Annotated in this window: 27 protein-coding genes; 13 read left to right on the top strand and 14 right to left on the bottom strand. The window is 66.0% G+C overall.

What is annotated here, in order from left to right; all coding sequences use genetic code 11:
* Positions 1-154: 154 nt before the first annotated feature.
* The 7 genes from DBO85_RS06365 to DBO85_RS06335 all read left to right on the top strand — a co-directional run bounded on the left by DBO85_RS06365 (position 155) and on the right by DBO85_RS06335 (position 4,904).
* Positions 155-583, top strand: coding sequence for a DUF2231 domain-containing protein (locus tag DBO85_RS06365; protein ID WP_108106394.1), 429 nt, complete (start codon positions 155-157; stop codon positions 581-583).
* Positions 580-1,875, top strand: a complete 1,296-nt coding sequence (locus DBO85_RS06360) for a PQQ-dependent sugar dehydrogenase (RefSeq protein ID WP_108106392.1) — start codon at positions 580-582, stop codon at positions 1,873-1,875. The genes DBO85_RS06365 and DBO85_RS06360 overlap by 4 nt, the downstream gene beginning before the upstream one ends.
* A 173-nt stretch (positions 1,876-2,048) precedes the next feature.
* Positions 2,049-2,657 (top strand): DJ-1/PfpI family protein, encoded by a 609-nt coding sequence (locus tag DBO85_RS06355; protein WP_108106390.1) that lies wholly within the window; start codon positions 2,049-2,051, stop codon positions 2,655-2,657.
* A gap of 149 nt (positions 2,658-2,806) precedes the next feature.
* Entirely contained in the window at positions 2,807-3,238 is a 432-nt protein-coding gene (locus tag DBO85_RS06350; protein WP_108106388.1) for an MAPEG family protein, read from the top strand.
* A 41-nt stretch (positions 3,239-3,279) separates the two neighbouring features.
* A complete protein-coding gene (locus DBO85_RS06345; RefSeq protein WP_108106386.1) occupies positions 3,280-3,693 on the top strand; it encodes a hypothetical protein in 414 nt (137 codons plus the stop codon).
* A gap of 73 nt (positions 3,694-3,766) precedes the next feature.
* A complete protein-coding gene (locus tag DBO85_RS06340) occupies positions 3,767-4,111 on the top strand; it encodes a hypothetical protein (protein ID WP_108106384.1) in 345 nt (114 codons plus the stop codon).
* A gap of 73 nt (positions 4,112-4,184) precedes the next feature.
* A complete protein-coding gene (locus DBO85_RS06335) occupies positions 4,185-4,904 on the top strand; it encodes an rRNA pseudouridine synthase (protein WP_108106382.1) in 720 nt (239 codons plus the stop codon).
* 211 nt (positions 4,905-5,115) lie between these two features.
* On the opposite strand, the gene DBO85_RS06330 is transcribed toward DBO85_RS06335, so the two are convergent.
* Positions 5,116-5,535: a DUF488 domain-containing protein gene (locus tag DBO85_RS06330; protein ID WP_108106380.1), complete on the bottom strand. Its 420-nt coding sequence runs from the start codon at positions 5,533-5,535 to the stop codon at positions 5,116-5,118.
* A complete protein-coding gene (locus DBO85_RS06325) occupies positions 5,532-6,596 on the bottom strand; it encodes a PQQ-dependent sugar dehydrogenase (RefSeq protein WP_233356562.1) in 1,065 nt (354 codons plus the stop codon). Before DBO85_RS06325 ends, DBO85_RS06330 begins: the two co-directional genes overlap by 4 nt.
* 520 nt (positions 6,597-7,116) lie before the next feature.
* On the opposite strand from DBO85_RS06325, the gene DBO85_RS06320 reads away from it, so the two are divergent.
* The 4 genes from DBO85_RS06320 (at position 7,117) to DBO85_RS06305 (ending at position 13,719) form a co-directional block, all read left to right on the top strand.
* Positions 7,117-9,108, top strand: a complete 1,992-nt coding sequence (locus DBO85_RS06320) for a TonB-dependent receptor family protein (protein ID WP_108106376.1) — start codon at positions 7,117-7,119, stop codon at positions 9,106-9,108.
* Between the two features lie 373 nt (positions 9,109-9,481).
* Positions 9,482-10,135: a COG3650 family protein gene (locus DBO85_RS06315; protein ID WP_108106374.1), complete on the top strand. Its 654-nt coding sequence runs from the start codon at positions 9,482-9,484 to the stop codon at positions 10,133-10,135.
* 592 nt (positions 10,136-10,727) lie between these two features.
* Positions 10,728-11,738: a type I glyceraldehyde-3-phosphate dehydrogenase gene (gene gap / locus DBO85_RS06310; RefSeq protein ID WP_108106372.1), complete on the top strand. Its 1,011-nt coding sequence runs from the start codon at positions 10,728-10,730 to the stop codon at positions 11,736-11,738.
* A 367-nt stretch (positions 11,739-12,105) separates the two neighbouring features.
* The gene (locus DBO85_RS06305) at positions 12,106-13,719 is read left to right on the top strand and encodes an NAD(P)/FAD-dependent oxidoreductase (protein WP_108106370.1); all 1,614 of its coding nucleotides are present in this window, start codon (positions 12,106-12,108) and stop codon (positions 13,717-13,719) included.
* Positions 13,720-13,753: 34 nt separating this feature from the next.
* Here DBO85_RS06305 and DBO85_RS06300 read toward each other — a convergent pair whose 3' ends face one another.
* From DBO85_RS06300 to DBO85_RS06275, 6 genes are all read right to left on the bottom strand, one after another.
* A complete protein-coding gene (locus tag DBO85_RS06300) occupies positions 13,754-14,086 on the bottom strand; it encodes a Na+/H+ antiporter subunit G (protein WP_108106368.1) in 333 nt (110 codons plus the stop codon).
* A gap of 151 nt (positions 14,087-14,237) precedes the next feature.
* Positions 14,238-14,507, bottom strand: coding sequence for a K+/H+ antiporter subunit F (locus DBO85_RS06295; RefSeq protein WP_108106366.1), 270 nt, complete (start codon positions 14,505-14,507; stop codon positions 14,238-14,240).
* Positions 14,492-14,995 (bottom strand): Na+/H+ antiporter subunit E, encoded by a 504-nt coding sequence (locus tag DBO85_RS06290; protein WP_108106364.1) that lies wholly within the window; start codon positions 14,993-14,995, stop codon positions 14,492-14,494. The genes DBO85_RS06295 and DBO85_RS06290 overlap by 16 nt, the downstream gene beginning before the upstream one ends.
* Positions 14,992-16,485, bottom strand: coding sequence for a monovalent cation/H+ antiporter subunit D (locus tag DBO85_RS06285; RefSeq protein WP_108106362.1), 1,494 nt, complete (start codon positions 16,483-16,485; stop codon positions 14,992-14,994). The genes DBO85_RS06290 and DBO85_RS06285 overlap by 4 nt, the downstream gene beginning before the upstream one ends.
* On the bottom strand, positions 16,482-16,811 hold the full coding sequence (locus tag DBO85_RS06280; RefSeq protein WP_108106360.1) for a Na+/H+ antiporter subunit C: 330 nt from the start codon (positions 16,809-16,811) through the stop codon (positions 16,482-16,484). Before DBO85_RS06280 ends, DBO85_RS06285 begins: the two co-directional genes overlap by 4 nt.
* Positions 16,811-19,603 carry a monovalent cation/H+ antiporter subunit A gene (locus DBO85_RS06275; RefSeq protein WP_108106358.1) on the bottom strand — a complete coding sequence of 931 codons (2,793 nt, stop codon included), beginning with the start codon at positions 19,601-19,603 and terminating at the stop codon, positions 16,811-16,813. Before DBO85_RS06275 ends, DBO85_RS06280 begins: the two co-directional genes overlap by 1 nt.
* Here DBO85_RS06275 and DBO85_RS19305 point away from each other — a divergent pair.
* Entirely contained in the window at positions 19,536-19,760 is a 225-nt protein-coding gene (locus tag DBO85_RS19305) for a hypothetical protein (RefSeq protein WP_177429740.1), read from the top strand. The genes DBO85_RS06275 and DBO85_RS19305 overlap by 68 nt on opposite strands.
* 117 nt (positions 19,761-19,877) lie before the next feature.
* On the opposite strand, the gene DBO85_RS06270 is transcribed toward DBO85_RS19305, so the two are convergent.
* Together DBO85_RS06270 and DBO85_RS06265 are read right to left on the bottom strand one after the other, a co-directional pair.
* A complete protein-coding gene (locus DBO85_RS06270) occupies positions 19,878-20,234 on the bottom strand; it encodes a hypothetical protein (RefSeq protein WP_108106356.1) in 357 nt (118 codons plus the stop codon).
* A 276-nt stretch (positions 20,235-20,510) separates the two neighbouring features.
* The gene (locus DBO85_RS06265) at positions 20,511-20,975 is read right to left on the bottom strand and encodes an outer membrane lipoprotein (protein WP_108106354.1); all 465 of its coding nucleotides are present in this window, start codon (positions 20,973-20,975) and stop codon (positions 20,511-20,513) included.
* 189 nt (positions 20,976-21,164) lie between these two features.
* On the opposite strand from DBO85_RS06265, the gene DBO85_RS06260 reads away from it, so the two are divergent.
* Positions 21,165-21,398: a hypothetical protein gene (locus tag DBO85_RS06260; RefSeq protein ID WP_108106352.1), complete on the top strand. Its 234-nt coding sequence runs from the start codon at positions 21,165-21,167 to the stop codon at positions 21,396-21,398.
* A gap of 290 nt (positions 21,399-21,688) precedes the next feature.
* Here the strand turns inward: DBO85_RS06260 and DBO85_RS06255 are convergent, their stop codons facing one another.
* The 4 genes from DBO85_RS06255 to DBO85_RS06240 all read right to left on the bottom strand — a co-directional run bounded on the left by DBO85_RS06255 (position 21,689) and on the right by DBO85_RS06240 (position 26,086).
* Positions 21,689-22,012, bottom strand: coding sequence for a ComEA family DNA-binding protein (locus DBO85_RS06255; RefSeq protein ID WP_108106350.1), 324 nt, complete (start codon positions 22,010-22,012; stop codon positions 21,689-21,691).
* An 81-nt stretch (positions 22,013-22,093) separates the two neighbouring features.
* The gene (locus DBO85_RS06250) at positions 22,094-24,064 is read right to left on the bottom strand and encodes a polysaccharide biosynthesis protein (protein ID WP_108106348.1); all 1,971 of its coding nucleotides are present in this window, start codon (positions 24,062-24,064) and stop codon (positions 22,094-22,096) included.
* Between the two features lie 37 nt (positions 24,065-24,101).
* Complete coding sequence (locus tag DBO85_RS06245) at positions 24,102-25,127, bottom strand: MraY family glycosyltransferase (RefSeq protein WP_108106346.1); 1,026 nt, start codon at positions 25,125-25,127, stop codon at positions 24,102-24,104.
* Positions 25,124-26,086: an NAD-dependent epimerase/dehydratase family protein gene (locus DBO85_RS06240; protein WP_108106344.1), complete on the bottom strand. Its 963-nt coding sequence runs from the start codon at positions 26,084-26,086 to the stop codon at positions 25,124-25,126. Before DBO85_RS06240 ends, DBO85_RS06245 begins: the two co-directional genes overlap by 4 nt.

Raw genomic sequence — 26,086 nt, 5'->3', positions numbered from 1 at the left:
CCATCGCCTGCATTGGACCCGCACGGCCGGCAGGCGATCATGAACTATCAGGCCGCAGCACGATCCTCTTGCATGCACAGTCAGAGCGACCTTGGGCAGCTCAGCACACCCGCGTTGAGCAGCAGTCCGGGGTCGCAGCGAAGAGGAGACCGCCGTGACCGCAATCAGCCACCGTCCCTACCGATTCATTCCCCATCCGCTGCACGCAACACTTCTTGCCAGCACGGTTCCGCTGTTTCTCGGCGCCCTGCTCAGCGACCTTGCCTACTTTCGCAGCTACCAGATCCAGTGGAGCAATTTCTCCTCCTGGCTGATCGCCGGGGGGCTGGTTTTCTGCGGGCTGGCGCTGTTGTTCGCAATCGCCAATCTGGTGCGCGCCGAACACCGCGCGGGCCGCCCGCTGGCCTACTTCCTGTTGCTGTTGGCGACCTGGATACTGGGCTTCATCAATGCCCTGGAACACGCCAAGGACGCCTGGGCGGCCATGCCGATGGGTCTGATTCTCTCGGCCGTCGTCTGCCTGCTGGCCTGCATCGCAACCTGGCTCGGCCTGAGTGGACTGCGCAGCGGAGGTGAAGCATGAAGCCATCAAATGCGCTGGCACTGTTGAGCATCACCCTGCTGCTGGCCGCCTGCGGCGACCAGGACAGCCAATTCGACCAGACCCTTGGCGCCCAGCCACAGCTGCCCGAGCCGCAGCGTGGACTGCTGCCGAGCATGACCATCGCCGAGCCGACCCCCTGGAATGATCAGGTGCCCACGGTACCGCAGGGCTACAGGGTCACGGCCATCGCGTCCGATCTGCAGATCCCGCGGCAGACGCTGGTGCTGCCCAACGGCGACATCCTGGTCGCCGAGGGTCGCGGCGGCGGTGCGCCGAAGCTCAAGCCTAAGGACGTGATCGCCGGCTTCATCAAGTCGAAGGGCACCACCTCGGTAAAAAGCGGCAACCGCCTGACGCTGCTGCGCGATGCCGATGGGGACGGTAGCTACGAGCTGCAGACGGTGTTCGCCGAGGATCTCGACGCGCCCTACGGCCTGGCTCTGCACGAGGGCAATCTGTACGTGGCCAACCAGGATGAACTGGTGCGCTTCGACTATCAGGACGGCCAGACCCGCGCGAGCGGCCCGCCCACGCGCGTCACCCTGCTGCCGTCGGAGATCAACCATCACTGGACCAAGGCGCTGACGATCAGCCCGGACGGGCGCTACTTGTACGTCGGCATCGGCTCCAACAGCAACATCACCGAGCGCGGCATGGCCGCCGAGGTCGACCGGGCCATGGTCTGGCAGATCGACGCCGCAACCGGGGCCCACAAGCCCTACGCGACGGGCCTGCGCAATCCAACCGCGCTGGCGATCCAGCCGGGGACCGGCCAGCTCTGGGCGGTGGCCAACGAACGTGACGAGCTGGGAGCGGACCTGGTGCCGGACTACCTGACGTCGGTACGCGAGGGCGGCTTCTACGGCTGGCCCTACAGCTACTGGGGGCAGAACGTCGACCCCCGGGTAAAGCCACAGGATGCAGAAAAGGTCGCCGCCGCGATCAAACCGGATTACGCGCTGGGTTCACACGTCGCCGCACTCGGCCTGGCCTTCTCCAGCGAGGTGATGGGCGAGGCCTTTGCCGACGGTGTCTTCATCGGTGAGCACGGCAGCTGGAATCGCAAGGAGCCGGTCGGCTACAAGGTTGTTTTCGTGCCCTTCAGCGGCGGACGGCCCTCCGGGCCGCCCGTGGACTTCGTGACCGGTTTCCGCAGCGACGACGGCAAGACGCGTGGCCGCCCGGTGGGCGTGACGGTCGATCCGCGCGGTGCGCTGATCGTCGCCGACGATCTGGCCAATGTGGTCTGGCGGGTGACCCGCACGCAATAGGCTGGGCAGCCCCCGCTAGCGGTCCGCCGCTACCGGGGGGCGTCTGCGTGCCTGGCCCTTGACAGCTATCCAGAGGCACCGCTCTGCCCCTGCGTTGATTGCTTGATGCGGCAGGCGACTTTCGCCATTGTTCGCCCTCCCCTGTCGCATGGCCGCCAGCCAAGGAGGCGCGCATGAACCGCACTGTCGGAATCTTCCTTTTCCCGGAGGTCGAGGCGCTGGATTTCGCCGGCCCCTTCGAGGTGTTCACCACCTGCAGCCGGGTGGCCAGGCGGCTCCACCCCCAGCAGGCCGAACCCTTCACGACCTTTTCCATTGCCGAGACCCTGCAGCCGGTGCGGGCCCGCGCGGGCCTGCGCATCACGCCGGATCATCGACTCGACGACCACCCACCAGTGGATGTGCTGATCGTTCCCGGCGGGGTGATCGACGCCCAGTTGCACAAGCCCGAAGTGCTGCAATGGCTGCGGCGCTGCAGCCAGTCGGCGCAGCTGGTCGCCTCCGTCTGTACCGGCGCCTTCATCCTCGCCAAGGCGGGAGTGCTCGAGGACGGGCCGGTGACCACCCACTGGGAAGACCAGGCCGACCTTGCGGCGATGTTTCCGGCGCTGCAGGTGCAGGATGGCCCCCGCTGGATCGACCAGGGCCGCCGGGTCACCTCCGCCGGTATCGCCGCCGGTATCGACATGTGCCTGCACCTGGTCGAGCGGCTGTGCTCGTCAGCGTTGGCCAGCGCCACGGCGCGGCAGATGGACTATCCCTGGCAACCCGGCACGGCCTGACTACAGGATCATTCGCACGCCCCCGCCTATATCCCTGCGAAAAACCGCGACGACGCCTGCAACCTGCGCAGCAGGCCATTGCGCTCCCGACGGCGCCTTTACTTTAATGCCGGCACCTTCCTGCCCTGCCTGCGAAAAGGATCTCCCTCATGAACAACGCGCTCCTGCTGGTCGCCGCCAATCTCGCGATGGTGGTGCTGGTCATGCTTGTCGGTCTGCGCATGCTCTTCGTGCGAATCGCCGAGATGCGCGAGAAACGTGTGCACCCGCAGGCCGCCGCCACGTCCCTGCAGCTCGCCGCGCGACTGGAGCGGGTGCAGGCCTCGGACAACTTCCGCAATCTCTTCGAAGTACCGGTCCTGTTCTATGCGCTGAGCGCGACTGCGCTCGCCCTGGGCAGCATTCCCCAGTGGCTGATCGTCGGCGCCTGGGGCTTCGTCGCCCTGCGCTATCTGCACAGCCTGGTGCAATGCACCTACAACAAGGTCCTGCATCGCCTGGTGGCGTTCCTGTCCAGCTCGCTGCTGTTGGTCGGGATGTGGATCGCCCTGCTGGTCACGCTGGCGCATGCAGCGGCCTGAGCCCGCCCACCTCGAGAACGCTTCAAGGACCATTGACGAAAATGAGCTTCGATCTGTTTGTCGGCTGTTTCGAAAACGGCGAGCTGGCCAGCTTCCCAACCGAGGTGGTGATCAACGCCTTCGCTGCCCATACCCTGGCGATCGACCCCGACGGCCTGCGCCTGGCCTACGATGATTCAGGCATGGCCTGCACCTATGTCTACCTGGACACCAGCGCACCGCGCACCAGCCACTTCTCGGTGAATCGGCCGGTCGATGACCCGGCGCTCTACCAGGCGTTGCTGGCGATACTGCGCGAAGGCCATCTGGCCCTGTACATGGCCGGCGACTGCCCGCCGCTGCTGGGGCGTGCCGAAACTGCACGCCACCTGCCGGCGGATATGATCGAGGCCCTGGGCGAGCCGGTTCTGCTCAAGGAAGCCAACGAGATATTCGCGCGCATCGCCACCGCCTGACTGGCGCTGGCAGCAATCCAGGCCACACTGCATCACGCTTGCCTGTCCAGCTTTTCAATCGAGGAATCCAAGGATGGAATCTCTGAGAATCCGCTTTGCCGGTGCCTGCCGCTCTACCCTGCTGTGCATTCTGGCGCTGAGCCTGTGCGGCTGCGGCTCACCGCGTTTCGCGGGCGAAAGCGTCTCCGATCCGGTGCTGCGGCGCGATGCGCTGCGCCATGTCGAGGTGCTGCATCAATGCCGCCAGCTGCGGCAGGTCAGCCCGGAGATCCTCGGCTTCCAGCTGGACAGCCCTGACAGCCTGGCCTTCGCCCGCGAGCGCTGGCAGGTCAGCGGATGCGGGCGCCGCAGCAGCTACCTGCTGGACTTCCACAAGGCCGCGGACAGCGGGGTGGATTTTCGCGTCAGCGCGGAGTGAGCCCGAGCGCAAATCACCCAGGCAACGGCGGCCGGGCTACACTGGCGGCCTTTTTTGACGCGAGCCCGTTGCCATGAGTGAACCCATCCGCCTGTCCAAACGCCTGATCGAGCTGACCGGCTGCTCCCGCCGCGAGGCCGAGCTGTATATCGAAGGCGGCTGGGTGAGCATCGACGGCGAGGTGGTGGAAGAGCCGCAGTTCAAGGTCAGCGAGCAGCAGGCGGTAGTACTGTTGCCCGGTGCCGAGGCCAAGCCCCTGGAGCCGGCGACCCTGCTGCTGAACCAGCCGGCAGACTTCAAGGGCGACGTGGACGATCTGCTCGCGCTGTTCCAGCCGCGGTCACGCTGGGCGGAAGACCCCTCCGGCGTCCGCGCCCTGCGTGGCCACCTGCTGCGCCTGCAGGCCAGCCTGCCACTGCAGCCCCACGCCGAAGGCATGCTGGTGTTCAGCCAGGACTGGCGCACCCAGCGCAAGCTCACCGATGACGCCTACAAGCTCGAGCAGGAGTACGTGGTCGAGGTGATTGGCGAGCTGCCACCCAGCGGGTTGGAGACACTCAAGCGCGGCCAGACCATCAAGGGCGAATCGCTGCCCGGCTGCAAGGTCAGCTGGCAGAACGAAACCCGCCTGCGCTTCGCCCTGAAAAACCCCAGCCCCGGCGTGATCCAGCGCCTGTGCGACAGCGTCGGGCTGAGGGTGGTGTCGATCAAGCGCATCCGCATCGGCGGTGTATCCATGGGCAAGCTGCCGAGCGGACAGTGGCGCTACCTCAGCCCGCAGGAACGCTTCTGAGCCGCTGGCCAGAAGCGCCGCGCAAACCGACGCATCCTCACCCGCCTGTTCTGCCGACCGAGAAGGGAGAACAGGTGGCAACGTGCAGAGCAGATAGCTGCCTGCGGCGAAATCCGCGCCTGCGTGACCGGCGGGGCGGGCTGCGGGCATGGCGCAATGCGCTTCGCTTATTACGCCCTACGTGCGATGTGCCGTACCTGCAGGGCGCGCCCTACCTTTGCCCGCCCGCGTCTTCGGGCTTGACGTCCAGGTAGCAGACCGGCGAGCTGGCCGGCTGCTGTCGCTCCAGCTCATCTTCGAGAAAGTCGGCCAGCACCCGGGCGTTGTTGTGCTCGGTATCGCGCGCCGCATAGAGCAGCGTGACCCTCTGCCGCCCTGCCCGCCCGAGCAGCATCCACCAGTGTTCGGGGTGCCCCGCCAGCTCGCTCAGGTAGCCCTGGCGAAAAGCGGCGAAGCGTTGTGGATCATGGGCGAAGGCCCTGCGCAATTCGGTCGACGGCGCTGCCTCAGGCAGCCATTCGTCCAGCACCAGCGCATCGCGCCGGATGCCACGCGGCCAGAGCCGGTCGACCAGCACCCGCCAGCCATCCTCCGCAGCGGGCGGCTCATGGACTCGCTTGCAGCAAATCACTCCAGGCCAACTTTCAGCAGCTGGCCCTTGCCCGAATCGGTGAGCAGGTAGAGGTAACCGTCCGGCCCGACGCGCACGTCACGGATACGCGCCTTGCGCTCGCCGAGCAGACGCTCCTCGCCCACCACCTTGTCGCCATCGAGCTGCAGGCGGATCAGCTCGGCCCCCGCCAGCGCGCCGATGAAGAGGCTGTGCTGCCAGGCCGGAAAACGCGCGTGATCGTAGAAGGCCATGCCGCTGATCGCCGGCGATTTCTTCCAGACATGATGCGGCGGCTCGGTCCCCGGCACCTGTTTGCCTTCGGCCTCGGGAATCGGCAGGAAGCTGTAGTTGATGCCGTGGGTTGCGATCGGCCAGCCGTAGTTCTTGCCGGCCCGGGGGATATTGACCTCGTCACCGCCGCGGGGACCGTGTTCGTGGGTCCAGAGCTTGCCGGTCCAGGGATTGAGGGCGGCGCCCTGCTGGTTACGGTGGCCGTAGGACCAGATTTCCGCGCGCGCATCGTCACGCCCGACGAAAGGGTTGTCATCCGGAATGCGCCCGTCCGGATACAGACGCACCACCTTGCCCTGCAGCTTGTCCAGATCCTGCGCAGTCGGCCGCTGGTTGTGCTCGCCCAGGGCGATGAACAGATGACCGTCGCGGTCGAACACCAGTCGCGAGCCAAAGTGGTGGCCTGAGGACAGCGCCGGCATCTGGCGGAAGATCACCTCGAAGTCTTGCAGACTGCGCAGATCCTCGCTGAGTCGGCCACGGCCGACGCTGGTGGCGGCCTTGTCACCCTCGGCCTGGGCGAAGGACAGGTAGACCAGACGGTCCTCGGCGAAGGATGGCGACAACGCCACATCCAACAGACCGCCCTGGCCGACCGCGAACACCTCGGGCACACCCGCCAGCGGTTCGGACAGCGCTCCCTGGGCATCCAGCAGGCGCAGGCTGCCGCGTCGCTCGGTGATCAGCATGCCCTGCGCATCCGGCAGGAAGGCCAGCGCCCAGGGATGTTCGAGGCCCTCGTAGAGCACCTCTACCTTTGCTGCCGCCCAGGCGCTTGGCGCCAGCATCGGCGCGCTCAGTAGCGCCAGGGCACACAGGACTCCACGGATCGGGTTGTTCATGCTGTTCTCCTTTGTCCTTACAGATCAGGCCGGCGGCATGCCCTGGCAGACGCGGTGGCGCAGGCAGTACCGGGCACGTAGCGACGACCGTCGCCGCGCGGTCCGAACCGGCTTCGCGGGCGATGCGCTGATAGCGGAAATCCTTGCTCGACAGCCGCAGGGAGGGCGGCGGGCCGAGCGTCCGCATTATGAGTCGGCAGCAGCGCGAGGGTGCCCCTGACGACCGCGCTTTTTTGCTTCTGCATGTTATCGGTCCGGCCGGCCGGACACGGCAGGTAAAACACCGCTTGATCAGCGCGCCGCCGGCACACGAATGATTTCGCGCCGCAGCGGACTAACGCAGGGCGCCGGGTTCGACGCGGCGCTCGCAAGCTGACGCCCAGCGGCGGGCGCGCAGCTCGCGCGATCCGTCACCCTGCTACCCTCTGCGCCCTGAGCGGCGCCGCTCACCGCCAAGGAACCGCGCATGCCCAAGTCCACGTACCTGCTCTGCCTTCTGACACTGGCGCTCTGCTGCAACCTCGCGCTGGCGCAGCCGCAGGAACTTGCCCCGCTCACGATCAGCGCCCAGCGCACCCCCTCGGCGTGGCTGCAGGCGCCGCTGGCGATCGGCGTGGTCGAGCCCGGACCGGGGCAGCAGAGCCTGGATCAGATGTTCTCCCAGGTGCCGGGGGTACTGCCGCAGAGTCGCTACAACCTGGCCCAGGGGCTGCGGTTGTCGGTTCGCGGCTTCGGTTCGCGCGCCAGCTTCGGCGTCCGCGGGTTGCGGGTGCTGGTCGATGGCGTGCCGCTGACCATGCCGGACGGCCAGACCGAACTGGATGGCCTGGACCCGGCGCTGATCGAGCGTATCGAAGTCATCCGCGGGCCGGCCTCGATGCTCTACGGCAACGCCGCCGGTGGCGTACTGCTGATCGAGACCCGCGAGCCTGGTGCAGAGCCTAGCGTGCGCCTGGACGTGACCGGCGGTGAGCTGGGCCAGCGGCGACTCGGGGCCCAGGCCAGCATCGGCAGTGGGCCCTTCTCCGGCCTGCTGGCAGTCAGCGGCAACGAGCAGGACGGTTACCGCGAGCATGCATCGGCACGCACCCGTACCGTCACCGGCAAGCTGGGCTGGGACGGCGCACCCGGTCGCCTGCGTCTGAGCCTGAATGTCATCGACAACCAGGCCGAGGACCCCGGCGCGCTGACTGCCGCCGAACTGAAGGTTTCGCGCAGCCAGGCTGCGCCCCGCAACCTGTCGTATGCCGCCGATGAGTCGATCCGTCAGCAGCGCCTCGGCCTCAGTTGGGAAGCCGACAGTTACCAGCTGCGTGCCCATGCCGGCCGCCGCGAGTTCGACAACCGCCTGCCCTTCACCCCCGGCGGCCAGACCTCCTTCGACCGCCGCTTCGGCGGCTTTGGCGGCCACTCCTGGTTCGACCACCAGGGGTTCGGCCTGGACCAGCGCCTGACCCTGGGCGCAGAGCTGGAAGCCCAGCGCGACCAGCGCAGCCGCCATGACAACCTGTTCGGCGCGCGCGGCGCGCGAACCCTGCACCAGCAGGAACAGGCGCGCAGCGCCGGCGCCTTCCTTCAGAACGAACTGAACCTGGGCGAACGCTGGAGTGCCAGCGTCGGCGTGCGTCAGGACCATCTGCGCCTGGAGGTGGATGACCGCCGCCTCGACGATGGCGACCAGTCCGGCTCCCGCACACTCGACGAGACCCATTACAGCGCCGCACTGGGTTATCGCCTCGACCCGCACCAGCAGCTCTATGCGCGCCTGGCCAGCTCCTTCGAAAGCCCGACCATCAACGAGCTGGCCAACCCCGCCGGTGGCGGCTTCAATCCCGCGCTGGGTGCAGCGCAGGCGCTCAATCGCGAGGTCGGCATCAAGGGCGAGTGGCCAGCCTTGCGCTACGAACTGGCGCTGTTTCGCATCGATCTGGAGGACGAGCTGGTGCCCTACAGCGTTGCCGGCCAGCCGGGACGAACCTACTACCGCAACGCCGGCCGTTCGCGGCGTGAAGGCGTCGAACTGGGCCTGCACTGGCAGATCGACCCGCACTGGCGGCTCAGTGGTGCCTGGAGCTACAGCGATTTCCGTTTTCGCGACTACCAGGCCAGTGGCCAGGACTACTCGGGCAATGCGCTGGCCGGCGTGCCGCGCCAGCGCCTGTTCGGCGAGCTGGCCTACGAGCAGTCGCGCTGGTACGCGGCGGCCAATGTGGACGCCCGTAGCCACGCCTATGCCGAGGATGCCAACCGCGTGCGGGTGGCCGGCAACGCGCTGGTCAACCTGCGTCTGGGAATGCGTATCGACGCCGGCGGGCAACGTCTGGAGCCCTGGATCGGTATCGACAACCTGTTCGGCCGCGAGCATTTCGACAACCTGCGCCTGAACGACGCCAACGGCCGCTTCTTCGAGCCCGGGCCAGGGCGCACCCTGCTGGCCGGCGTGCGCGCGGAGTTCTGAATAGTTTTCCCCTCTCCACCGGAGAGGGTGCCGCAGGCGTGAGGGATGTCCGACGACTCGCGCCCGCGCCGGATCAGGCTTCCCTGGCATCCTGCAGCGCCTACCTTCCCTCATCCGGCGCTGCGCGCCACCTTCTCCCGGAGGGAGAAGGACAGCTGCGGGGCGATGGCACGGGGTGGTTGTCATGAGAGCCAAGCGTGCGCAGCCTTTCCCTCTCCCGCCGGGAGAGGTGGCCAAGGCGGGTGAGGGATGTTTCCGACGACTCCCGGCAAATCGCGGAAAGCCTCGGCATGCTCCCTGCCCCGTTTTTCAGCCCCGCTTGAGATCGCCCGCGACACTGGCTACCGTGGCCGCTCGCTCAAGGAGAGACCCCATGCGTACCGCCCGCTTTCTGTTGTTGTCCTGCCTGCCCCTGTTCTCCGCCTGCCAGTTGCTCGGCGAACGCGAGCCCGCGCCCCAGGGCCCTGCGACACGCCTGCAGGGCGAGCTGGCGTTCGAGGCCGGCCAGTTGCTGCTGCAGCCCTGTGGCGAACAGCAGCCAGTGGTTCTGCGCGAAGGCAGCAGCGGGCTGCTGCGCGAAGTTGCCCGCATCGGTGAGAAGGGCAGCCCGCTGTTCGTCGATCTCGACGGTCGCAAGAACGCCACGGCGGAAACCGAGCTGACAGTCGAGCACCTCTATCACCTCGAGCGCGAAGGCCATGGTTGCCAGGACCCGGACCTGCGTCGCCTGGTGCTCACCGCCAGCGGCAACGAGCCGGACTGGAACCTGCGCCTGAACCGCCACGGCCTGGTCCTGCAGCGACCCGGCCAGGAACCGCTGGCACTGCCCTATCTGGAAGAGCAGCTGCCCGGCGGCAGCTACAGCTTCAGCAGCGAAGCCAACGGCCAGACGCTGGACCTGTGGGTTGCACCGCAGCGCTGCATCGACAGCATGAGCGGAGCACTGCGTCACATGTCCGCCGAGCTGCGTCTGGATGGCGAGCTGCTGCGCGGTTGCGCAGCCCTCGGTGGCGCGCGCCAGCGCTGAGCCCCGCGTGCACTGGGACACGACAGATCGCTGATGCCTCAGCCGCGTGGCGGCGAGTCGCCTGAACCCTCCCTCACCCGCCGTCGGCACCCTCTCTCGGCGGGAGAGGGAAAAGCCGGGCGCGCTCGAAGCACTCCAGACCCACTCCGCACCGTCGTCCCACAGCTGTCCTTCTCCCGCCGGGAGAAGGTGGCGCGCAGCGCCGGATGAGGGAAGCGTCGGCGTGCAGGGAGATAGCCACAGCTTTTACACGCAGCCGCGAGTCGTCCGAACCCTCCCTCACCCGCCGTCGGCACCCTCTCCCGGCGGGAGAGGGAAAAGCCGGGCGCGCTCGAAGCACTCCAGACCCACTCCGCGCCGTCGCCCCGCAGCTGTCCTTCTCCCGCCGGGAGAAGGTGGCGCGCAGCGCCGGATGAGGGATGCCTATGCATGCAGGGAGTCTAGGCGTCGCCTCCCACACATGGGGTGAACACCTGCAGCCCAGGCGAATTCATCGCACCTTGCGTCCGAAAGTCACGGGGCACCGAGGAACACGCTTCACGCCACAGCGCCTAAGCTTGAGTGAACGCCCGCCCTGCCTGGAGATTTCCCAATGCTGCGCATCGCACTCAACGGCTACGGCCGCATCGGCCGCGCGCTGATCCGCGCCCTTTTCGAACGCGGCCTGGAAACACAGATCCATGTCGAGGCCATCAACGACCTCAGCGACAGCGCCCTGCTGGCCCACCTGACCCGCTTCGACTCGACCTTCGGCCGCTTCCAGGGCCAGATCGACCTGCGCGAGGATGTGATGCAGATCCGCAGCCAGTCGATCCGCCTGCTCAAGGAACGCGACCCTACCAAGCTGCCGTGGAAGCATCTGGAGGTGGATGTGGTGCTTGAATGCACCGGCAAGTTCAAGAGCCGCGAGATGGTCAACCAGCATCTGGATGCCGGCGCCCAGCGCGTGCTGCTGTCGCATCCGCTCGACAGTGCCGACCTGACCGTGGTCTACGGCGTCAACCATCACCTGCTGAGTACCCAGCGCATCGTCTCCAACGCGTCCTGCACCACCAACTGCCTGGCACCGCTGGCCAAGGTACTGCACCAGGCGGTGGGCATCCGTCAGGGCCTGGTGAACACGGTGCACTCCTACACCAACGACCAGAACCTGCTCGACAAAACCCACAGCGATCCCTACCGCGCCCGCGCTGCGGCGCTGTCGATGATCCCCAGCACCACCGGTGCTGCCAAGGCGATCGGGCTGGTTCTGCCGGAGCTGGCCGGCAGACTGGATGGGCTGTCGATTCGGGTGCCAACACCGAACGTCTCGCTGGTCGATCTGACCTTCGTCGCCGAACATCCGCCGGCCAGCGTCGAGGTGCTCAACCTGGCGATGCAGGAAGGCGCGCGACAATTGCCGCTCGGCGTAATGGAGTGCAACGACCTGCCGCTGGTGTCGAGCGACTTCAATGGTCACCCGGTGTCTTGCGTGGTCGACCTGAATCACACCCGCGTGCAGGGTGATCTGATCAAGGTATTGGCCTGGTACGACAACGAGTGGGCGTTCGCCAACCGCATGCTCGACGTGCTGGTGGCCTGGACCAAATTGTCCCAACCGTAGCAGCGAGTCGCCCGAACCATCCCTCACCCGCCTTCGGCACCCTCTCCCGGCGGGCGAGGGAAAAGCCATGCACGCTCGAAGCACACCGGCCCCACTCCGCACCGTCGCCCCAGAGCGGTCCTTCTCCCGCCGGGAGAAGGTGGCGCGCAGCGCCGGATGAGGGAGGCGTCGGCGTGCAGGGAGCCCAGGAACGTAGGGTGGATGACGCTTTGTTCATCCGCCAAGGCGGTGGCCGCGAGGCGTCTGAACCATCCCTCACCCGCCTCCGCCAGCCTCTCCCGTCGCGAGAGGGAAAAGCCGCCGCATCCTGCGTATAATCCGCGCCTTTCCCGCTCTCCGCTGCCGGGCACATGCCCGTGGATGTCCCATGCTGCGTATCACCGAACTCAAGCTGCCCATCGATCATCCGGACGAGGCACTGCGCCCCGCCCTCGTCGCCCGCCTCGGTATCGAGGATGGCGAGCTGCTCGAGTTCAGCGTGTTCAAGCGCAGCTACGACGCGCGCAAGAAGAACGCCGAACTGGTGTTCATCTACACCATCGATTTCAGCGTGGCCGACGAGGCCGCGCTGCTGCAACGCCTGCACGGCGACCGTCAGGTCAACCAGGCGCCGGACACCACCTACAAGCCGGTCGGCCAGGCGTCCGCAGACCTCGCGGAACGCCCGTTGGTAGTCGGTTTCGGCCCCTGCGGCATCTTCGCCGCGCTGCTGTTGGCGCAGATGGGTTTTCGCCCCATCGTGCTCGAGCGCGGCAAGGAAGTACGCCAGCGGACCAAGGACACCTGGGGCCTGTGGCGCAAGAGCGTGCTCGACCCTGAGTCCAATGTGCAGTTCGGCGAGGGCGGCGCCGGGACCTTCTCCGACGGCAAGCTCTACAGCCAGATCAAGGACCCCAAGCACTACGGCCGCAAGGTCCTGCGCGAGCTGGTCAAGGCCGGCGCGCCGGACGAGATCATGTACGTCAGCAAGCCGCACATCGGCACCTTTCGCCTGACCGGGGTGGTCGCCGATATCCGCGAGCAGATCAAGGCCCTCGGTGGCGAGGTGCGTTTCGAGCAGCGCGTCACCGACGTGCTGATCGAGGACGGCCAGCTGACCGGCGTCGAACTGGCCAGCGGCGAGCGCCTGTACAGCCGTCACGTGATCCTGGCGCTCGGCCACAGCGCCCGTGACACCTTCCGCATGCTGCATGGCCGTGGCGTGTACATGGAAGCCAAGCCGTTCTCGGTGGGCTTTCGCATCGAACACCCGCAATCGCTGATCGACCGCGCCCGCCTGGGCAAGTACGCCGGCCACCCCAAGCTCGGCGCCGCCGACTACAAGCTGGTGCACCACGCCAGCAACGGGCGCACCGTCTACAGCTTCTGCATGTGCCCCGGCGGCACCGTGGTCGCGGCGACCTCGGAACCCCAGCGGGTGGTCACCAACGGCATGAGCCAGTACTCGCGCAACGAGCGCAACGCCAATGCCGGCATCGTCGTCGGCATCACCCCCGAACAGGACTACCCCGGCGGCCCGCTGGCCGGGGTCGAACTGCAGGAACGTCTGGAAGCGCACGCCTACGTGCTCGGCGGCAGCTGCTACAAGGCGCCGGCGCAACTGGTCGGCGACTTCATCAAGGGCACGCCCTCCACCTCGCTGGGCAGCGTCGAGCCGTCCTACAAGCCGGGTGTGGCCCTGGGCGATCTGGCCGACGCGCTGCCGGACTTCGCCATCGCCGCGATCCGCGAGGCGCTGCCGGCATTCGGCAAGCAGATCAGGGGCTTCGACCTCGCCGACGCCGTACTCACCGGCATCGAGACGCGCACCTCCTCACCGCTGCGCATCACCCGCGGCGAGGACATGCAGAGCCTGAATACCAAGGGTCTGTACCCGGCCGGTGAAGGCGCAGGCTACGCGGGCGGGATTCTTTCGGCGGGGGTCGACGGCATTCGCGTCGCCGAGGCACTGGCCAAGGACATGCTGGCCCAGCCGCACTGATCCACTGCTGGCGATCACGCCGGGCCGGCTTTTCTCACTGATCCCAGGGCTTGCCCTGGGTCTTCTCGATGTACTTGACGCGCTGCTGCATGGCCGCCTTGGCCAGCATGTGCGCGCTGACCGGCGCGGTGATGAACAGGAACAGGGTGATCAGCAGCTCGTGCAGGCTGAGGCCGTCACCCTGGCTGCCGAAGAAGATCATCGAGGCGATGATCATCCCGCCGACGCCCAGGGTGGTGGCCTTGGTCGGGCCGTGCAGGCGGGTGAAGAAGTCCGGCAGGCGGTACAGGCCGATGGCACCGACCAGGGCGAACAGGCTACCGAGGATGAGAAACAGGCAGATCAGCGCTTCGATCCAGAAAGACATGCGGTGCTCCTAACAGGCCATTGGAAAATGTAGGCGCGGCAGGCAAGACAAGGCAAAAATGGCGGAAAAAGCGCAATTCACCGATGTAACAAGCATTTTCACCCCGTTTTTGCCGCCGTATTGCCAACGCAGGGCGTTTTACAACGGCCTGCTAGTCAATGATGTCGCCGTGCAGCAGATACTTGGCCACCGCTACGGTGCCGACGAAGCCCATGACCGCGATCAGCAGCGCCGCCTCGAAGAACAGGTCCGACGCCAGCCAGATGCCGAGCAGCACGATCAGCGCCAGGGCGTTGATGTAGAGCGTGTCCAGCGCGAGGACCCGGTCGACCATGTCCGGCCCCTGGATCAAGCGCAGCAGGTTGAGCACCATCGCCACGCCGACAATGGCCGCGCACAGCGGAATCACATAGGCGAGCATTCGAAGATCTCCAGTAGCGGTGCCTCGTAGCGACGCTTGACCTGCTCGACCAGTCGCGCCGGTTCCTGCGCATCCAGGGCGTGCACCAGCAGCGTACGGCGATCAGGGCTGAGGCTTGCCGAGACGGTGCCGGGCGTGAGCGAAATGATGCTGGTCAGTACGGTCAGCAGGAACTCGTTCTCCAACGCCATCGGCACCTCGATGAAGGCCGGACGCAGGCGGCTTTTCGGCCCCAGCACCAGCTTCGCCACATGCAGGTTGGCGATGACGATGTCACCGAGGATGCGCGCCAGGTAGCCGAGCAGCCGTAGCGGGTGACGCAGACGCGGCACCTCGAAGAGGAAATCCTTCACCAGCAACGGGATCGCCCAACCCAGCAGCGCCCCCAGCAGTACCTGGCCGAGCGCAAAGGAGTTGACCAGCAGCGGCCAGATCAACCACAGAACCAGGCTCAGCCAGGGATGCGGCAACCCGCGCCAGCGTTTCATGCGCCACCTCCAATGAGGTTCAGGTAGGGCGCCAGGTCGCGCAGCTGGCGCGCCGTCGCCTCGACGTAAGCCATCACCGGCGCTGCGAAGATCACCAGCGCAGGGCCACCAAGCAACAGGCCGACGGTGGCGAACAGACGAACGCGATCATCCTCGCCCTCGATCACGTCGCCGCCCGGCCGCCAGAACAGCGCGCTGCCGGCGCGGCTGAGTGCCAGCAGCATACCCAGCCCGGCCACCAGCACCGCTGGCCAAAGCCAGAGTGCTTCACCGGGGTCCGCCGCGCGCAGCAGCATCAATTTGCCGAGGAAACCGGAGAACGGCGGCAGGCCGGCCAGCGAAATCGAGCCGAGGAAGAACAACCCACCCAACAGCAACGGCTGACGCAGACTGGGTCCCTGGGTCAGGTCACCGGCCTCGGCGCCCCGCTGGCGGCTGACCAGATCGGCGAGCAGGAACATCGCGCCGCCGATCAGCGTGCTGTGCAGCAGATAGTAGAGTGCCGCAGCCAGCGCGGTCTGGCTGTCCATCGCCAGTCCCGCGAGCAACACGCCGACCGACAGCACCACCAGATAGGCCAACAGCCGCTGCAGGTTGCGCGCCGACAGCGCGCCGACCACGCCTGCGGCGATGGTCAGCAGCGCCAGCCACCAGAGCAGCCCGTTGGCCAGTCCGGCCAGCTCGCCGGCCTGGGCACCGTAGATCAGCCCGAACACCCGCAAAATCGCGTAAAGCCCGACCTTGGTCATGATCGCGAACAACGCGGCCACCGGTGCCGACGCACTGGCATAGGCACGCGGCAGCCAGAAATACAGCGGCAGGATCGCGGCCTTGAGGGCGAACACCGTCAGCAGCAGATAGCCGGCAGCGGCCAGCAGAGGGGTCTGACTGGCATCGGCGACTGCGACCCGCGCCGCCAGGTCGGCCATGTTCAAGGTGCCGAGCAGACCGTAAAGAGAGCCGACGCCGAGCAAAAACAACGCCGACCCCAACAGGTTCAACACCACGTAATGCATCCCGGCACGCACTCGCTCCGCGCCATTGCCATGCAGCAGCAAGGCGTAGGAGGAAATCAGCAGAATCTCGAAGAACACGAACAGGTTGAACAGGTCGCCGGTGAGGAAAGCACCATTGATACCGAGCAACTGGAACTGGAACAGCGCATGGAAGTTCGGCCCGCGCTCGTCATCGCCACGGCAGGCGTAGAGCAGCGCGAAACCGGCCAGCAGCGCCGTGAGCAGGAGCAGCATGGCGCTCAGGCGATCAACCAGCAGGATGATGCCGAACGGTGGCTGCCAGTCGCCGAGGGCGTAGACACGCAGTTGGTCATCCCCGGCCAGCCATACCAGCCAGGCGCTCAGCGGCACCAGCGACCAGGTGGCGGCAAGCGACAGCAGACGCTTGAGTGGGAGCTCCAGACGATGACCGAGCAGCAGCAGGCTGCCCATGAGCAGCGGAAGCAGTAACGGCAGGATGGGCGCGTGCATCATTTGCCGGGCTCCTGGCCATCCACGTGGTCGGTGCCGGTCTCGCCCAGGCTGCGCAATGCCAGCACCACCACGAAAGCGGTCATGGCAAAGCCGATGACGATGGCGGTGAGCACCAGCGCCTGGGGCAGCGGGTCTCCGTACTCGGCGCTCCGCCCGATCACCGCCGGCACCCCACCGGCCAGGCGGCCCATGGCGAACAGGAACAGGTTGACCGCGTAGGACAACAGCGTCAGGCCGAGCACCACCGGAAAGATCCGCGCTTGCAGGATCAGGTAGATACCACTGGCGGTCAGCACACCGAGGGTCACGGCGAACAGGGCTTCCATCAGCGCACCTCGCGGAACGGTTCGGCCTGGCTGACCTGGCCGATATTGGAAAGGATCATCAGCGTCGCTCCGACCACCGTCATGTAAACCCCCAGGTCGAACAGCATCGCAGTGGCCAACTCGATCTCGCCGATCAGCGGAATGTGGAAATGACCGAAGGCCGACGTGAGGAACGGCCGGCCGAACAGCCAACTGCCCAGACCGGTAAGGGTGGCGATCAGTACGCCGGCTCCAGCCAGCACGTGATAAGCCAGCGGCTGTCGTGCCTGGGTCCAGGCGACCCCGCGCGCCACGTACTGCAGGATCAGCGCAACCGCGGTGACCAGACCGGCGATGAACCCCCCGCCTGGCAGGTTGTGGCCGCGCAGGAAGATGAACACCGAAATCAGCAACGCCATCGGCAGCAGGGCACGCGCAAGAATGTCGAGGATCAGCGGGTGGCTGTCGGTGGACCAGGGTCGACCATTGCCATCACGCGACGGGTGCGCCAGCCGCAGGCCGCCGAGCAGCGCGAAGATACCCACCGCTGCAATCGCCAGTACCGATATCTCACCAAGGGTATCGAAGCCGCGGAAGTCCACCAGGATCACGTTGACCACGTTGGTGCCACCGCCGCCGGGCACGCTGTTCTCGAGGAAGTACGGGGAGATGCTCTGGTACGGCCGGGTAATCACCGCATACACCAGCAGCGCGACCAGGGTGCCGACGCCACCCGCCAGACCCAGATCACGCAGCACCCGCAGGCTGCTCGACTCGGCAGGCACCTGCGCCGGCATGAAGAACAGCGCCAGCATCAGCAGGATGATGGTGACCACCTCGACCGACAGCTGGGTCAGTGCCAGGTCCGGGGCCGAGTAGCGGGCAAATGCCAGCGCCACCATCAGGCCGGTGCAACTGAGGATCATCAACGCCACCAGGCTGCGCCGGTGAAAGACCGCCGTCAGCAGCGCGGTGAGCGCCATGATTCCCAGGCCCAGCGCGGTGATGGCATCCACCGGCATCGCCGGCAGGCTGCCCTGCAGGCTTTCCAGCGGGCTCAGCGCAAAGACCACCAGCAGCAGGACGCTACCCAAAAGAAGGGCCATATAGCGCTGCAGGGAGCCGGTTTCCAGGCGGTCGGTCAGCGCATCGGTGATACGCATCAGGATGGTGATACCGCGTTGGAAGTTGACCCGTGCATCGATCTCGGGAAGGCCTTCGTACCAGGCGAACAAGGGCTTGCGCAGCGCATAGATGAACAGTCCGCCGACCAGTGCCAGCACGCTCATCGCCAGCGGCAGGTTCAGGCCATGCCATACCGTCAGACTGTACTGCGGCAGCTCGCCATTCAGGCTGGACGTCGCGGCGGCCGCGAGCAGCGACGCAATCGTATAGCCGGGCAGCACGCCCACCAGCAGGCAGAGAAAGACCAGTATCTCCACCGGAATCTTCATGTAGCGCGCCGGTTCGTGCGGCGGATACTTGGGCAGGTCGATCGGCTCACCGTTGAAGAACACGTCATGGATGAAGCGCAGCGAATAGGCCACGGCGAAGGCGCCGGCCAGGGTTGCGACCGCCGGAATCACCCAGTAGAAACTGCCCAGAAGATGCTGCTTGAGGGTCTCGGCGAAGAACATTTCCTTGCTCAGGAAGCCATTGAGCAGCGGCACGCCGGCCATCGCCGAGGACGCCACCATCGCCAGCACCGCGGTATGCGGCATGTACTTCCATAGCCCGTTGATGCTGCGCATGTCGCGGCTGCCGGTTTCGTGGTCGATGATCCCCGCAGCCATGAACAGCGACGCCTTGAAGGTCGCATGGTTGATGATATGGAACACTGCGGCGACCACCGCCAGCTTCGAGTCCAGACCGAACAACAGCGTGATCAGGCCCAGGTGGCTGATCGTCGAATACGCCAGCAGCCCTTTGAGATCATGCTGGAACAGCGCCAGCACCGCGCCAACCAGCAACGTCGCCAGGCCGGTGAGACTGACCAGGTAGAACCACCACTCCGAGTCGGCCAGCGCCGGATAGAAGCGCGCCAGCAGAAAGACCCCGGCCTTGACCATGGTTGCCGAGTGCAGATAGGCGGACACCGGCGTCGGTGCGGCCATCGCATGGGGGAGCCAGAAGTGGAACGGGAACTGTGCCGACTTGGTGAACACCCCGAGCAGCACCAGCACCAGCGCCAGCGGATAGAGCGCACTGGCGCGAATCTGATCACCGGCAGCGAGCACCACGGACAGCTCGAAACTGCCGACGATCTGGCCGATCAGCAGAATTCCCGCGAGCAACGCCAGACCGCCACCGCCGGTGACCGCCAGCGCCATGCGCGCGCCAATGCGCGCATCGGAGCGGTGCTTCCAGAAGCCGATCAGCAGGAACGAGGACAGACTGGTCAACTCCCAGAACATCAGCATCAGCAGCATGTTCTCGGACAGCACCACGCCGAGCATCGCGCCCATGAACAGGAGGAGGAAGGCGTAGAAGCGCCCCTGTGGTTCGGACTTCGCCAGGTAGTAGCGTGCGTAGAGAATCACCAGCAGGCCGATGCCGAGGATCAGCAGGGCGAACAGGAAACCCAGGCCATCCAGGCGCAGGCTGAGGTTCAGGCCCAGCTGCGGCAGCCACTCGGTGCCGGCGATCTGCACCTCACCGGCAAATACCGCGGCGCGTTGGGAGAACAGCAACCAGAGGCCGCAGGCAGGAGCCAGGGCAGCGGCAATGGCAACTGCGGATCGACCCATGCGTGACACCAGCAGCGGTATCAGCGCACCAAGGAAAGGCAAGGCAATAATCAGCGCAAGCGCCATTCAACACTCCAGTTTCCAGGCCGGCAATCGGGGATCACAGAATCCGTTCCGCATCGACTCCAGCGCCCATCGCATCAAGCGGATGCCGCGTCGACGAGGCGGCGATTATCCACGAGTTCATCCTGATCGGCGCTGGGGATTTATTACGAATGATTGATTCCTTGAACAGAACCTCTTTCAAATCAGCAACTTGGTACCATAACAGAGCAGACGAGCACGCTTCGCACCACCACAGAGCAGCATTCAGACCTTTTCGGCCCGCGCCCACCACCGTTCAACAGGAAAGCGGTGGGAATGAAGTCAGCCAGGGTGTTATGTAGAAAATCGCCAGATACCAGTAGCGGTAGACGAAGGCTTCGCCATGCCCCAGGTACCAACCGCAGTAAAGGGCATCCAGTAAGGCGAAAGGTAGCGTGTAATAGATCGAGTACCAGAAGGCCCGGCGCACGCGGGTTCGTCGACGCAGCACCAGCAGCGCACATAGCGAGATGGCCACCGACAGAAAAACGCAAGCCAGCGCCAGCGCGAGTGGCGAGTACTGCTGGTAGTACGCCGGCAACCCAGCCAACCAGAACGCGAGCCAGACGCCTACGCCCTGCGACAGAAGAACAAGATGCCTGCGCGCTTTCATCAGGATTGAATCCGTTCAGGACGAAGGTTGGAACAGCATCATCGGCAGGCGGCAGTCGATCGATGGGCCCTGCCAATCTCATCCAGGGGAACAGACTGCAGCGATATCGCACGAGCACCTGCAACGGACTGGCAAACTCGCCCTGCCCGTCATCGCCGGCACCCGTTGGCGCGATAGAAACGCCTCATCCGACGTTCAAGCAGCGGGCAACCGGGGCGCAGGCCAACGTCTCACTGCACTCGTCCACGCCCGCTGGCGCGGGCGCAGACCAGGCCGTCAGGGACTGACGCGACTGGTGCCGTTGACGGTCAGGATGCGCACGCGCTGGCCAACGCGGAACACCTGGTTCGGCTCGACTTCCTGCACATAGGCTCGCATCAGGCCGTCATCCTCGCGAACAGTGATCTCCACGCCCTGGGTGCGCGTCAGGCCTTCCTCGGTCGCCGCACCGAGCAGGCCACCCGCCACGGCACCGATCACCGCCGCCACGGCACTGCCACGACCACCGCCGACGCTGCTGCCGGCAACACCGCCGACGATTGCACCGGCGCCGGCACCGATCGGTGTCTTGGTACCTTCGATGCGCACCGGACGCAGCGACTCGATGGTGCCCATGCGCACGGTCTGCACGGTACGTGCTTCTTCACGGGAATAGGTGTCGCCGCCCAGGTTGGAGGCACAGCCGGTCAGCGCGGCCGAGCAGGCAACCAGCGAGAGAATGAGAAGACGAGACTTGAACATGACGAAACTCCATGGGGGACGGTGGATCATTAAAGCGCGCCGGCGCCGGAGAAGCCACGATAGGGCTCGCAAAACCACCTGAATGTTCCCCTCCCCACGACCGGGGGCCTCAGCGCTTGCGACCAAAAGCCGCGAAGCTCGTACGACGAAGTTGCGGCACAATCGACAACCATCGAGAAGGAGCCAGGTTTGGACTATTTCATCATCGCGATCACCACCGTCGCCGGTCTGTACTTCCATTGGTGGCTCTACGTGCGCATCAAACGCTGGATGGACCGCGACCTGGCCCTCTCCTTCGCCGGGCAGGACGAAGGCAAGCGCGCCTACATGCTCGACCAACTGGCCCAGGCCCGACGGCAGAAGATTCCCCGCCGCGAGCTATCCACCTGGCTTGAAGCCGCCGCAGGCAGATACCCGGCCTGAGCCTGCCGCAGCCACGGCCCGCGTCCGACACCCTGCAGACCGCCGCTTCCCTCATCCGGCGCTGCGCGCCACCTTCTCCCGCAGGGAGAAGGACGGCTGCGGGGCGACGGTGCGGTGTGGGGTTTCGTAGTGTTTCGAGCGCACACCGCATCTCCCTCTCTCGCCGGGAGAGGTGCCTAAGGCGGGTGAGGGAGGGTCCAGGCAACTCGCGGCCCGCGACTGCCCGGCGATGATGTCCAGAACAAAAAAGGCCGGTCATTGCGACCGGCCCCTGCTAGCCATTCACTGAATCAGTTGAGCGTGATTCGCTCGCGGTTCTTCTCCAGGGTGGCGGCACCGATGCCCTTGACCTCGATCAGCTCGTCGACCGAGGCGAACGGGCCGTGGGCGTTGCGGTGGTCGACGATAGCCTGCGCCTTGACTGCACCGATACCCAGCAGAGCTTCCTGCAATTGCAGCGCATCAGCCGTGTTGAGGTTCACCTGCGCGTGCTGGGCCGAGGCCTGCACGGCGGGTGGAGTCGAGGGGGCAGAAACAGGTTCGTTGGCGACAGCGAGGGCGGCGAAGCCGGTGAGCAGGGTAAATACAGCGGAAAGAAACAGCGGTGTACGCATGATCGAAACTCCTTTTCGATTGAGATGAACAGTGACTGACTCCGCAGTCACGCTCTCAACTTAGACCAGCGCACAGCCTTGTCAAATACGTGTCTCACGGCGCTTCTGGTGATACCAGTCGACGATCTCGCCCTCCGGCACGTAGCCGCTCACCACCCGTTGCAGCAGCTGCCGAACAGCGATGAAGTCCTCGCGTTCGACCGCCTCGAACAACTCGCCCAGAACCGCACCAAGCTGTTCCCAGGAGAGGAACTCCTCGTCCGCGCGCATGATCATCGGGTGCTCGGTGGGGCTGACGTTGTCGCCGATCAACAGCTCTTCGTAGAGCTTCTCGCCCGGACGCAGACCACTGAATTCGATGGCGATATCGCCATTGGGATTGGCCTCGCTGCGCACACTCAGGCCGGACAGATGGATCATCTTCTCCGCCAGCTCGGCGATCTTCACCGGCTCGCCCATGTCGAGCACGAAGACGTCGCCGCCCTGCCCCATCGCACCGGCCTGGATCACCAGCTGTGCCGCCTCGGGGATGGTCATGAAATAGCGGGTGATGTTCGGGTGGGTCACCGTCACCGGCCCGCCGCGGCGGATCTGCTCGCGGAACAGCGGAATCACCGAACCGGACGAGCCCAGCACGTTACCGAAACGAACCATGGTGAAACGGGTGCGATTGGTTACCGATGCCTCGCCGGAGGTCGGGCACAACTGGGGCTCGCGGCTGAGCGCCTGCAGCACCATCTCCGCCAGGCGCTTGGTGCTGCCCATGACGTTGGTCGGCCGCACCGCCTTGTCGGTGGAGATCAGCACGAAGTTCGCAACACCGGCACAGACTGCTGCCAGAGCGGTCTGCAGCGTGCCGCGCACATTGTTCAGTACGCCCTCGGCGATGTTGTGCTCGACGATGGGCACATGCTTGTAGGCCGCCGCGTGATAGACGGTCTGCACCTGCCAGGTGCGCATCACCTCGAGCAACCGGTCAGCGTCGCGGATGCTGCCGAGGATGCCGACCAGGCGTACCGCCAGACCGTCGCGGCGAATCCATCCCTCCAGCTCGCTCTGAATGCTGTAGAGGTTGTATTCGCTGTGCTCGAACAGCACCAGGGTCAGCGGGCCGCTGGTGAGAATCTGCCGGCACAGCTCCGAGCCGATCGAGCCCCCGGCGCCGGTGACCATCACCACCTGGTCGCGAATGCAGCGCTCGAACAGCTCCGCGCGCGGCGGCACTGCGTCACGGCCGAGCAGGTCGATAATGTCGACCTCCTGCAGATCACTGACGCTGACCCGGCCACTGGCCAGGTCCATGAAGCCCGGCAGGGTACGTACGTGGACCGGATAGGCCTCCAGCGCTGCCAGTATCTCCCGGCGCCGGCTGCGCGACGTCGACGGAATTGCCAGCAGCACTTCCTCCGCACCGGTGGCAGCAATCATCTGCTCGATGTGGCTGGACTTGTAGACCTTCAGACCGCCGATCACCCGCCCGGCGATGTTCTCGTCATCGTCGATGAAGGCCACCGGCTGCATGCTCTTGCCCAGGCGCAGGGTAGCCAGCAACTGGTTGCCCGCAGAACCCGCGCCATAGATCGCCACCCGGGTCAGCGGCAGCGGGCGGCGGACGCCACGCACCGGAAACAGCTCGCCACTGAAGTACTGGCGCATCAGCAGGCGCAAGCCGCCAACGAACAGCAGCGACAACGCCCAGTAGATGAAGATCACCGAGCGCGGCATCAGTTCGTCCGGCCGCATCAGGTAGATGATCACCGCGAGCAACAGCGCAGACAGGCTGATCGCATTGAAGATGGTGACCAGCGCGCCACTGCCGAAGTAGCGCAACACCGCGCGGTACAGACCGAAGCGCACGAACAGCGGAATCGCCGCGGCCGGGGCGGCGATGAACAACCAGAGGTACTCGCCGAACGGGTCGACCAGACGATCCCAACCCAGGCGGATGACGAACGCCAGCCAGAGCGCGGCCCACAGCAGGAGGACGTCGGCGAACACCTGCAAGGCGCGCTTGGCCTGTCGGGGCATTTGCAAAAGACGGCTGCGCAACATTGCTACCTCTTTCCTAGGTGGGGCCGGAGGCGACGCATCAGGCCCGATTTTCCGTCTGACCGGCGCGAAAGCGCAGCGCCAGAAGCACCAGCGGCGCGTAGGCCAGAAGCACACCGAGCAGCCCGTCCAGCCAGCCCAGCGTCACCACGACGGCCACCGGCAGCAGCCAGAACAGATTGATCGCCAGCACCGCCAGCGTCACCGGCAGATGTTTACCGAACTGCCGCGACGCGTATTGATAAGCATGGCTGCGATGGGCCTCGTAGACCTTCTCGCCCCGCAGCAGACGGCGCAACAGGGTGAGGGTCGCATCGACGATGAACACGCCGAGCAGAATCAGCCAACCCCACAGCAGCACCGGGCTGATCCACGCGGCCTGCAGCGACAGTACGCCCAGCACGATGCCGAGGAAACCGCTACCGGCATCACCCATGAAGATCCGCGCCGGCGGGAAGTTCCAGATCAGAAAGCCCAGCACAGCGGCGGCCAGCATCAGCAGCGGTAGATCGGTCAGCAGCGTGGTCTCCAGCAGTGCATAGAGAATCGCCCCACCCAGGCAGACGCAGATCGCCTCGACACTGGCGATGCCATCGATACCGTCCATGAAGTTGTACAGATTGAGCAGCCAGACCAGGTAGAAAGCCGCCAGCACGTGACCGATCCAGCTCAGCTGCAGCAGTCCGCCGAACACCGCCAGTGGCGGCAGTCCGCCGAGCCAGTAGAGCGCCCAGGCGGCAGCAGCGAAGTGACCGAGCAGGCGCCAGCGCGCGGCGATGTGGCCATGGTCATCGAGAAAACCGAGCAGCGCGATAGCCAGTCCTGCGCCCAGCAGCGCGTAGAACAGCTCGGCAGGAATCCCCAGCCCTGCGAAGAAGGCCACGCCCAGCCCGAGCAGGAAGGCGATGACGATGGCCACCCCGCCGCCGCGCGGGGTCGGCAGGCTGTGCGAGCTGCGCGCGTTGGGGATGTCCATGAGACTACGGGCCAGCGCGTAGCGGCGCAGCTGCGCGGTGAGTATCCAGGCCAGCACGGCCAGCGAAACGACGAGAAGCAGCACGCTCATGGGTGGTTGGTTTCCAGAAAATGCCTGGCCGTACGAGCCAGCGCCTGATCGACCGTCAGCGGTGGCGTCCAGCCCAGGCGCTCGCGGGTCTTGTCGATGTTCACCTGCAAGGATCCGCACAGGCGCTGGCTGAGACTCTGCCGGCCGAGCAGCCGCGCACCGCCTTCAATCCAGGTCTGCGGAACCGGCAGCAGACGCGCCGGCCGGCCGAGCGCCAGGCCCAGACGCCGCAGCAGCTCGGTGGTGGAAAGATCCTCGCCGTCGCTGGCCAGAAAGCGCTGGCCGCTGGCCTGCGGATGGCTCAGGCAGAGCACCAGCAGATCGACCAGGTTGTCCAGCGCCACCAGGCTGCGGCGATTGTCGATCGCACCGAACGGCAGCGGTACGCCCCTGTTCAGCCAGCGCAACATGCTGAGGAAGTTCGCCTTGACTCCCGGTCCGTAGATCAGCGGCGGACGAACGATGACCACCTCCAGTCCGGTCTCGGCGCCCAGCGCCAGCAGACCCTCTTCGGCCTCGCGCTTGGAGATGCCGTACGGGTCGCAGGCCTGGGGTTCATCGTCGGCACCAAAGGCCTCGCCGGACCGGGTCTGCTCGCCGTTGACCTTGATCGAGCTGACAAAGACGAAGCGCCGCGCGCCCGCCTCCACCGCCTGGCGTGCCAGACGCAGGGTGCCTTCGACATTGGCGCGGCGAAACTCCGCCAGCGGATCGACGGCCCGCTCGTTCATCACGTGGACCCGCGCCGCACAGTGGATGACCGCGTCGACACCGATGAGCGCCTGCGCCCAGTCGGCATCCGGCCCCAGCGACGGGGCCAGGCAGAACTCGGCAGCGGCAACAGCTGAAGCAGGCAGCTGGCGTTGGGCGCAACGCAGCTCATGCACGCCGTCGGCCAGCAGCCGCCCCTGCACGGCGCGGCCGACGAAGCCGCTGGCGCCGGTCAGCAGGACGCGCAT

This window comes from Pseudomonas mangrovi, assembly GCF_003052585.1.
GTDB lineage: Bacteria > Pseudomonadota > Gammaproteobacteria > Pseudomonadales > Pseudomonadaceae > Aquipseudomonas > Aquipseudomonas mangrovi.
Note: the sequence above shows the minus strand (reverse complement) of the source record. Positions and strands in the feature narration are given on the sequence as shown.